Here is an 8,741-nt window from a genome sequence, read left to right as displayed (position 1 = left end):
GCGTAATTGGCGCATTTGAAGGCAGTATCGAGAAAATCGTCGCACTGGCTGCGCTGATGCCCATCGTCGCCGGCATCGGCGGCAACTCCGGCAACCAAACCATCACCATGATCGTCCGCGCCATGGCGATGGGACAAATGACCAGCACGCAGGCAGGCCGCCTGCTGAAAAAAGAAGTCGGCGTCGCCCTCGTCAACGGCATTATTTGGGGCACCGTGATGGGCGTGATTTCATGGCTGCTCTACGGCAACATCGGCATCGGTTTGGTCATGGTGGCCGCGATGACCTTGAACCTTTTGCTTGCCGCGACCGTCGGTGTCCTCATTCCCGTCATGATGGACAAAGCCGGACGCGACCCGGCATTGGGCAGCTCGGTGCTGATTACCGCGGTCACCGACTCCGGCGGCTTCCTGATTTTCTTGGGATTGGCAACCATATTCCTGTTGTAATAGGAAAAAAGGACGTGTTCGACACGTCCTTTTTCAAACCGTTTAAAAGGCCGAGACCTTTGCAAAAAAGCCCTTCCCCCCAACAGCCGAAACCTAAACACAGATTTTCGGCTGTTTCCGCCACGGTTTCATGATTTCCCCTGCCGTAACCGCCGCCGCCGTCAGATTGGCAGTGGCACTGTTTGACGGAAAAGACGCGCCCGAACGTGATGAAGAAAGCGGTTTGGCGTATATTGGAAAATAAGCTTGAGGTAAAATAAGCTTTAGTTCGTCTGAAAACGTCGCGCCATCAGTTTTATAAAGGTAACAATATGAATTTAGAAACCAAAATTCCGCCGCCGGCGATATGTTTTATTTGTGCGTTGTTGATGTACATCTCTACCCAAGTGTCGGCGTTAGCCGACATATTGCCGCGCTTTCCTATATTGCTGTCGGTTGTTTTCATGGTGTTTGGGACTCTGTTGAGCGTATTAGGTGTGTGGGCGTTTCGCCGTTTGCGCACGACCATCAGCCCGCTCCACCCCGAACAAACCGAACACTTCGTTTCAGACGGCGTGTACCGTTTCAGTCGCAATCCGATGTATGCGGGTCTGGGCTGCTGGCTGGTCGCCTGGGCGGGCTATTTGGCGCACCCGCTGCCGTGGTTGTTTTTGGCTGCATTTGTTGCCTATATGACACGCTTTCAAATCATGCCCGAAGAACGCGTTTTGGCGCAGAAATTCGGTGCAGAGTACGAGTCTTATTGTCGGCGCGTCCGCCGTTGGTTATAAAAGCGAAAGCTTCCCATCAAGTATCGCCCCTCTTCTGCTCTACGGCATGAATGCGAATACTCGATGTTTTTAGACAACCTTTATTGCTCCGTAAGAAATGAAAAAGGACACCCCATGACCTTCCCGCCCCTAAAATCCCCGCTCAAATTCTACGCCGTCGTTCCCACCGCCGATTGGGTGGAGCGCATGGTCGAAGCAGGTGCCGACACGGTGCAACTGCGCTGCAAAACCCTGCACGGCGATGAATTGAAATGCGAAATCGCCCGCTGCGTCGCCGCCTGTCAGGGCAGCCGTACGCAGCTTTTCATCAACGACTACTGGCGCGAGGCGATAGAAGCGGGCGCATACGGCGTACATCTCGGACAGGAAGACATGGACACCGCCGACCTTGCCGCCATTACCGCCGCCGGTTTGCGCTTGGGTTTGAGTACGCACTCCGTCGCCGAACTCGACCGCGCTTTGTCCGTACACCCCAGCTATGTCGCCAGCGGCGCGATTTTTCCGACTACGACCAAACAAATGCCAACCGCCCCGCAAGGTTTGGACAAACTGCGCGAATACGTCAGACAGGCACGCGGCACGCCCGTCGTCGCCATCGGCGGCATCGATTTGAACAACGCCGAAGATGTGCTTGCCACCGGCGTTTCCTCGCTCGCTGTTGTTCGCGCCGTGACCGAAGCGGAAAATCCCGAAGCGGTGGTTAAAGCGTTTCAGGCTTTGTGGAATGAATGAGGCCGTCTGAAAATAAGAAGTCTGACAAGAGGAGCAAACATTATGAAGATTATATTGAACAATGAAGCCATCACATTAAACGGCACAACCGTTGCCGACCTTATCGCCCAAACCGCGCCGCAAAAGCCGTTTGCCGTTGCCGTCAATACCTATTTTGTCGCCAAAGGCGCGTATGCGGAAACGGTTTTAAACGAAAACGACAAAGTGGACATTGTGCGCCCCGTAGTCGGCGGATAAGCAGTTTGCAATCAATAGGTTGGGTATTTGCGCTCGACTTTTGCCTGTTTGAATATCGGGCAGGGTTGCCCGATTGCCTTATGCTTAAAATCTAAAAAATATTACAAAGGAATCCATCATGTTTACCCTATACGGAGAAACTTTCCCTTCACGGCTGCTGCTCGGTACGGCTGCTTATCCGACGCCGGAAATCCTCAAGCAGTCTGTTCAAATCGCGCAACCGGCGATGATTACCGTTTCGTTACGCCGCGCCGGCAGCGGCGGCGAAGCGCACGGGCAGGGCTTTTGGTCATTGTTGGAAGAAATGGGCGTACCTGTGTTGCCCAATACCGCAGGCTGCCAAAGTGTGCAGGAAGCCGTAACTACTGCACAAATGGCACGCGAAGTGTTTGATACCGATTGGATCAAGCTCGAACTCATCGGCGATGATGACACCTTGCAGCCGGATGTGTTCCAACTGGTTGAAGCGGCGGAAATTCTGATTAAAGACGGCTTTAAAGTGCTGCCTTATTGCACCGAAGACCTGATTGCCTGCCGCCGACTGCTTGACGCAGGCTGTCAGGCGTTGATGCCGTGGGCGGCGCCGATTGGCACGGGTTTGGGCGCGGTTCATGCTTATGCGCTGAAAGTCCTACGTGAACGCCTGCCCGACACGCCGTTGATTATCGACGCGGGTTTGGGTTTGCCTTCGCAGGCGGCGCAAGTGATGGAATGGGGTTTTGACGGCGTGTTGTTAAATACCGCTGTTTCCCGTAGCGGTGATCCGGTTAATATGGCACACGCTTTTGCGCTTGCGGTCGAGTCGGGCCGTCTGGCTTATGAGGCGGAACCTGTGGAGGCGCGTGAGAAAGCGCGCGCCAGTACGCCGACGGTGGGTCAGCCTTTTTGGCATTCAGCGGAATATTAATAAACGTCAGGGCGTGTCGTACACGCCCTTTTTTGTTGGTGGAAAACCTGATTTTAGGTTGAACAGAATGTTCAGACGGCCTTGGCCAAAAGCTGTTTCAATGGCTTTAAGATTTGCCATGCCTGCGCTTTGAGTTGCGGCTGCATCAGTAGGCGGGCGGGGTGGGGAATGACGAAATGCGGCCGCTCTGCGCACAATTCGTTCATCAGCCCGATCATGTCGGGGCTGTCGAAGATTTTGCCGAGGAACAAGACTGCGCGCGCTTGCGAAGCGGTCAGCTCGTTTTGCATTTCGGCAAGCTCGGAGCGGATGTGTTCGGCATCGGGCAGGGCGGTAAACACAGGCGCGGTTTTGACCCATGCGGTTTTATGCGCCTGCTCGGGTTTGAGACCGATGGCGGCGAGGATGTTGTCGAGAAGCGTGCCGACGTCGCCGCTAAACAGCGTACCGTGCAGGCTGTCTTCGGTGGACGGGCAAATGCTGACCACCATGATTTCAGACGGCCTGATGGTTACGTCAAGACGGGGCAGATTGTCTGAATGCGCGGCTTTTTCTGTTTTTGCCGGTGTTTCGGCAATGGCTTTGGGTGTTGCTTCGGGAACGCGGACAGCAGGTTTAGCCGTTTGCGCAGTGGCAATGGCGGCAGTGCGTGCCTGATGGGCTCCTGCGGATAAAGTGCGCACGGCTTGCGCGGTATCGGCAGCAATGGTTTTGGGGCGGACGGGCGCGGCTGCGGCTTGAGGCGCAGCATGGATGATTTTGGCGTTTCGGTTCAGCCACATCGGGCCCAAGCCCAAGGCTTCGTGCAGGTGCAGGTAGCGGCTGCTTAACATGATTTCTCCATCAATACGGCATCTTCGCTGCCACCGTCGGGCAGGGCGTAGTAGTTTTTGCGGCGGCCGCAGGTTTGGAAGCCGTGTTTGCGGTAGAGCTGTTGCGCGGTTTCATTGCTTGCACGGACTTCGAGCAGCAATCGGGTTGTGCCTTGCTGTTGCACCGTGTTTTGCCAGTGTTGCAACAGGACGGACGCAATGCCTTGGCGGCGGTATTCGGGCGCGACGGCAATCAGGTGCAGCTCGGATTCGTCAAACACGGTTTGCCATACGATAAAGCCGGTAATTTGGTGGTCGGTTTGGCTGAGCCAAACGCTGTCGGGATGGTGTTGAACTGCCGACTCAAACTGCTGCGTCGTCCACGAGGAGGGATTGCCTTGTGCGTCGATGGCGGCAAGGGTGGGGCAGTCGGCAAGTACGGCTGGACGCAGGTTCACGGTTTGGCCTTTTGTTGGGCTTGCTCTTGCGCAGTCAGGGCAATTTTGTTGCGGACGTAGAGCAGCTCGGCGTGTGCCGCATCGGTAGCAATATAACGGCCGCTGCGGGCAAGTTTAAGATAGTCGGCGGCGGTCGGCATATCGGTTTGACCGTCAAAAGGCGGTTTGTCGGCGAGGGCAAAGGCATTGCCGATACCGCCGGTAGGCGTTTTGCCTTCGGGCGCGGTAATGGCGACGGCTTTGCCAACCGTGTAATCGCTCAAGCGGATGTGGTTTTGCGTATCAAACCATGCGTAGAACACTTCGCCCATACGCGCATCGGTGGCCGCCAGTACGCAGCTTGATGGTGGCGGCAGCGAAGCGGCGGCATCGAGGCAGGGAATGCCGATCATGGGTGTGTCAAACGGCGTGGCCAAACCTTGTGCAACCGCCGCGCCGATACGCAGGCCGGTAAATGCGCCGGGGCCTTGTGCATAAACGATGCAGCCCAAATCGGCAGCCGTGATGCCCGCTTCTTTAAAGAGGCGTTCGATTTTCGGCAGGATTTGTTCGGATTGCTTGGTGCCGACGTTTTCATGAAACAGGCGGACTTCGCCTTGATGTTCCAATGCGATGGACAGAAAGGCTGTGCTGGTGTCAATGGCAAGAGTCGGGCGGTTGTCGGTTGGCATGGTGTTATTTTTTAGAAGGATATGGGTTGCCATTATAGTGGAACGGCGAGGGGGAACAAAGCATTTGGGCAGCGCTTGGGTAAAAACGCCGTTTGCTGCAAAGCTATTCGATAAGTGAACCAAGGTTTCAGGCCGTCTGAAAACGTTTCAGACGGCCTTGTTTTATTTGTCGAGTTTCAATAAAGGCGAACCTGCTTTTTCAACGGCGCGGCGGTAGGCTTCATGCGCTTCGATGCGCTGCAAATAGGCGCGGATATTGGGGTAATCTGTGAAATCGAAGCGGTCGGCCGCGGCTTGCAGCGGATAGCTCATCATGATGTCGGCACCGCTGAGGCTGTTGCCGACCAACCATTCGCGGTTTTCCAACTCGCTGTCGATATGGGAAAGATGCAGCGCGGCTTGCGGATGGATAAAGCTGCTTTTGACGCTGCCGCTGATTCTTCGGGCAAGCGGTTTGACGAAAAACGGCATGGGCGCGCTTTCAATCCGGCGGAACACCAGTCCGAGCAATAATAACGGCATCAGCGAACCTTCTGCATAATGCAGCCAGCGTTGATATTGCCAGTATTCGCGGCTGCCGCGTTCGGGCATCAGACGGCCGTTGCCGTAGGTTTGAATCAGATAGTCGGTAATCGCGCCGCTTTCCGCCAAGATAAAGCCGTCATCATCCAATAAAGGCGATTTGCCCAAGGGATGGATGGTTTTGAGTTCGTCAGGGGCGAGCAAAATGTCGGGATGGCGGCGGTAGGTTTGTAGACGGTAAGGCGTACCGAGGATTTCAAGCAGCCAAACAATGCGCAGGGCGCGGGATTGGTCGAGCGAATGCAGGGTAATCATGAGGGGCTTTAAATATTGGTTTGTTTGAGGCCGTCTATGTTGATTTGGCAGGCATCGGCGTATTTTTGCAGGGTTTTGGCCGGTAGTTTGGCGAACACTTCGGGACGGAAATGCCGACGCAGCTGCCATTTCCATACACCTGCCGCCATGGCCAAGCCGGTTTCATCATAACGACAGCGGAACATATGGTAGTACAGCGGCGAATATTCGCCTTTTTTGACGGCTTCGCGCGCGGCCTGCGTTTGGGCATCGAGTTCGCACACCGCCATTTCAGTGGCGTAGGCTTCGTCCTGCCAACCGTTGCTGGTGGCCGCTTCGTAGTGGCCGTTGCGGGTGCCGTAGATGACTTTGCGGTGGCCGTGGTAGCTGGCGCTGTTGTCTTGAGGGATGTCGTCAATTTTCATTCAGACGGCCTTTACTGCTTCCAAAAGCATAAAACATGTTGAAAAACGGCCGCTTTCCGGAACGTAACACAGGATTTTTTGGCCGTGTTCGATGGGGAAAGTGCGCATAAATTCTTCAAGGATGATGTAAATCGAGGCCGAACCCGTGTTGCCCTTACTGTGCAGATTGGTAAACCATTTTTCCTGCGGAATGTCGAAGCCGATGTTTTTCAGGCCGTCTGAAAGGCGGTCGCGGAAAAAGCCGGAAGAGTAGTGGGGCAGGAACCAATCGATTTCTTCGGCGCGGATGCCGTGTTTGGCGGCAATTTGGGAGAGGGGTTTTTCCACTGTATAGCGGACGATGTTTTCATTCAGCAGTTTGACGTCCTGCTTGACCGCCATCAGGCTGTGGTGGCGGCCGTAATCGGCATCGGCGTGTTTCCAGCCTTCAAATACGCCGTCGCGGAATTCTGCACCTGCATACATGCAGGGCGGCATTTCGTTGGCGTAGGAAAGCAGGTCTATCCAATGGATTTTCAGGCTGAGGCCGTCTGAATTGGGGCGGTCGGACAGATACACCGCGCCTGCGCCGTCAGACAGCATCCAGCGCAAAAAGTCTTTTTCAAACCCGATTTCGGGGGACGCGTTTTCCAGTTTTTTATGGTCGGTTTCACTTTGAAACACTTCGCCGCGCATGACCGCCGAGGCGTTTTCGGAAGCAACGGAAACCGCATGTGCGTGTTCGCCGGTACGCACGGCGTTGTAGGCGTGTTTCATCGCCGCCATGCCTGCCGCGCATACGCCTGCCATGCTGAACACTTCGCAAGGCGGCATATCCAGTAAACCGTGCACCATCACGCCGTGTCCGGGCATGGTTTGGTCGGGATAGGAAGTGGCGCAGGCCAGGCTGCCGATGGCTTCTGCTGGAACTCCTTGGGCAAACAGTCCGTTGACCGCTTCGGCAGCCAATTCGGCATTGGTGTGCGTCGTGCGGCGGCTTTCGGGGTCGATGGCGTAATGGCGCGACAAAATGCCGTTGGAACGCAAAATCATACGGCGCACGCGTGAAGGCACATCGCCTGCCATGCCGAGGATGGCTTCCATTTCGTCATTACCGACGGGGGCATTGGGCAAGAAGGCAGAAACGCGGTTGAGATAAACGTCTTTGAGTGTGTTATTCGATGTCATGATGTGTTTGTCAAAATAATCAACCGATAAACCGCGCCGCGTAGTCGCAGCTTGCAGTCAACGGGATGTGGTGTGTTTCAGCGTATTCCATCAGCGCGCTTACCAGCAGTTTGGCAATGCCGCGATGACGGAAGTTGGGCGAGACCACGGTATGGTTTATGTCCCAGCCGCCGTTGTGTTCGGTATAGCTGATGTAGCCTGCTTCCAAACCGTCAATATCGATTTGAAAGCGACGGCGTTCGGGGTAGTGGATAACTTCGGGCATGATGGATTCCTAGTTTGAGGCCGTCTGAAACGTATCATCTTCCTGACGGTTGTTCATAATAGTCCGCCAGTTTTTTCAGACGGCCTTTGAGCAGCGGATGCAGCAGTTTTTTTAAAATCACGCTGACGGGCAAAACCACCAAAATCATCGCCAATAAAAAGACGATGTAGAAGCACAACAAGGCACGGCGCAAGAGCGGAGAAATACGGCCTGCCGCCATCAAAAGCTTGCCCCAGATGAAGAAGCTGCGGCCGGCGGTACGTTCGCTGAAAATCAGTTTTTCATTCACTGTCACCGCGCCCATGTTTTGAAACAGGGTTTCGTCCAAAGGCTGTTGGTTTAATAGTGTATCGCGCAATTTCGTACCAAACCGCGCCGCATCCGCCAATTCTTCTTCAGCAATGCCGGCGGAGGGCAGGGAGCGGAAATAGCGCTTGTCGCCGGTCAGCATCCATGCGGGCGTGGTAATGAAACTTGCCGCGCTGTTGCAGGCATCGATTTTTACGATGTTGCCGATGAGTTTGGCGCCGTTTTGTTTTAGCAAAGATTTCATTTTTTCCTGCGCGCCCAGCCACATATTGCGGCAGCCGATAAGCGTGATGACCGGTTTGCCGTCCAGCAGCCGGCGCGTTTCTTCGCGTTGTAAAAAGGCGGTCATCGGTTGCGAAGGAGAGAGGAACCAAACAGTGTAGGCAATGACCACCACATCGTAATCTTCGGATGGGATTTGCGGCGGCAGAATCGGGGCGGGTTTTAAATGGACGGTTTCAGGAAAGGTATCGAAAAAACGCCAAAACGGCCACGGAAACGGAAATGCCTGCTCCGGTACGATATTGACGCAATCGACCTGTACGCCGGCTGTTTGCAACGGCGCGGCAAAATTTCGCGCCAGGCTGGAGAGCTGTCCCGTTTGCGAGTAATGCACAATCAGCACTTTTTTCATTATCTTCCCTGCAATGAGTAAGTTATGGTTGGTTTGGACGGTATTATATAGTAAACCGACCGGCCTTGAACTTTATTCATATTCAGTAT

13 protein-coding genes and 1 pseudogene are annotated in these 8,741 nt (G+C 54.7%); 6 read left to right on the top strand and 8 right to left on the bottom strand.

Features of this window, described 5'->3' with window-relative positions; genetic code table 11:
- The 6 genes and pseudogenes from ACTHUE_RS07570 to ACTHUE_RS07545 all read left to right on the top strand — a co-directional run.
- The coding region (locus tag ACTHUE_RS07570) for a magnesium transporter (protein ID WP_440423207.1) at nucleotides 1-449 on the top strand (449 nt) is incomplete at its 5' end.
- 100 nt (nucleotides 450-549) lie between these two features.
- A pseudogene (locus ACTHUE_RS07565) lies at nucleotides 550-693 on the top strand (FAD-dependent oxidoreductase); the annotation flags it as partial.
- Nucleotides 694-760: 67 nt separating this feature from the next.
- Nucleotides 761-1,219: a methyltransferase family protein gene (locus ACTHUE_RS07560; RefSeq protein ID WP_070459692.1), complete on the top strand. Its 459-nt coding sequence runs from the start codon at nucleotides 761-763 to the stop codon at nucleotides 1,217-1,219.
- 114 nt (nucleotides 1,220-1,333) lie between these two features.
- Nucleotides 1,334-1,951 carry a thiamine phosphate synthase gene (thiE, locus tag ACTHUE_RS07555; RefSeq protein WP_070459686.1) on the top strand — a complete coding sequence of 206 codons (618 nt, stop codon included), beginning with the start codon at nucleotides 1,334-1,336 and terminating at the stop codon, nucleotides 1,949-1,951.
- 42 nt (nucleotides 1,952-1,993) lie between these two features.
- Nucleotides 1,994-2,188 (top strand): sulfur carrier protein ThiS, encoded by a 195-nt coding sequence (gene thiS, locus ACTHUE_RS07550; RefSeq protein ID WP_070459683.1) that lies wholly within the window; start codon nucleotides 1,994-1,996, stop codon nucleotides 2,186-2,188.
- A gap of 118 nt (nucleotides 2,189-2,306) precedes the next feature.
- A complete protein-coding gene (locus ACTHUE_RS07545; RefSeq protein WP_440423205.1) occupies nucleotides 2,307-3,095 on the top strand; it encodes a thiazole synthase in 789 nt (262 codons plus the stop codon).
- Between the two features lie 71 nt (nucleotides 3,096-3,166).
- On the opposite strand, the gene ACTHUE_RS07540 is transcribed toward ACTHUE_RS07545, so the two are convergent.
- The 8 genes from ACTHUE_RS07540 to ACTHUE_RS07505 form a co-directional block, all read right to left on the bottom strand.
- A complete protein-coding gene (locus ACTHUE_RS07540; RefSeq protein ID WP_440423203.1) occupies nucleotides 3,167-3,928 on the bottom strand; it encodes a uracil-DNA glycosylase family protein in 762 nt (253 codons plus the stop codon).
- A complete protein-coding gene (gene rimI, locus ACTHUE_RS07535; RefSeq protein ID WP_440423201.1) occupies nucleotides 3,922-4,365 on the bottom strand; it encodes a ribosomal protein S18-alanine N-acetyltransferase in 444 nt (147 codons plus the stop codon). The genes ACTHUE_RS07540 and rimI overlap by 7 nt, the downstream gene beginning before the upstream one ends.
- Nucleotides 4,362-5,069, bottom strand: coding sequence for a tRNA (adenosine(37)-N6)-threonylcarbamoyltransferase complex dimerization subunit type 1 TsaB (gene tsaB, locus ACTHUE_RS07530; RefSeq protein WP_440423209.1), 708 nt, complete (start codon nucleotides 5,067-5,069; stop codon nucleotides 4,362-4,364). Before tsaB ends, rimI begins: the two co-directional genes overlap by 4 nt.
- Nucleotides 5,070-5,198: 129 nt before the next feature.
- Nucleotides 5,199-5,873 (bottom strand): glutathione S-transferase family protein, encoded by a 675-nt coding sequence (locus ACTHUE_RS07525; RefSeq protein ID WP_440423199.1) that lies wholly within the window; start codon nucleotides 5,871-5,873, stop codon nucleotides 5,199-5,201.
- A gap of 8 nt (nucleotides 5,874-5,881) precedes the next feature.
- Nucleotides 5,882-6,277, bottom strand: a complete 396-nt coding sequence (locus tag ACTHUE_RS07520) for a hypothetical protein (protein WP_440423197.1) — start codon at nucleotides 6,275-6,277, stop codon at nucleotides 5,882-5,884.
- Nucleotides 6,278-7,444: a beta-ketoacyl-ACP synthase III gene (locus ACTHUE_RS07515; RefSeq protein WP_440423195.1), complete on the bottom strand. Its 1,167-nt coding sequence runs from the start codon at nucleotides 7,442-7,444 to the stop codon at nucleotides 6,278-6,280.
- A gap of 19 nt (nucleotides 7,445-7,463) precedes the next feature.
- A complete protein-coding gene (locus ACTHUE_RS07510; protein ID WP_137041221.1) occupies nucleotides 7,464-7,709 on the bottom strand; it encodes a GNAT family N-acetyltransferase in 246 nt (81 codons plus the stop codon).
- Nucleotides 7,710-7,743: 34 nt separating this feature from the next.
- Nucleotides 7,744-8,652: a dialkylrecorsinol condensing enzyme gene (locus ACTHUE_RS07505; protein WP_440403016.1), complete on the bottom strand. Its 909-nt coding sequence runs from the start codon at nucleotides 8,650-8,652 to the stop codon at nucleotides 7,744-7,746.
- Nucleotides 8,653-8,741: the final 89 nt, after the last annotated feature.

Source organism: Neisseria sp. P0021.S005 (genome assembly GCF_051956955.1).
The sequence above is the reverse complement of the archived record's forward strand: the minus strand, read 5'-3'. Positions and strand labels throughout refer to the sequence as shown.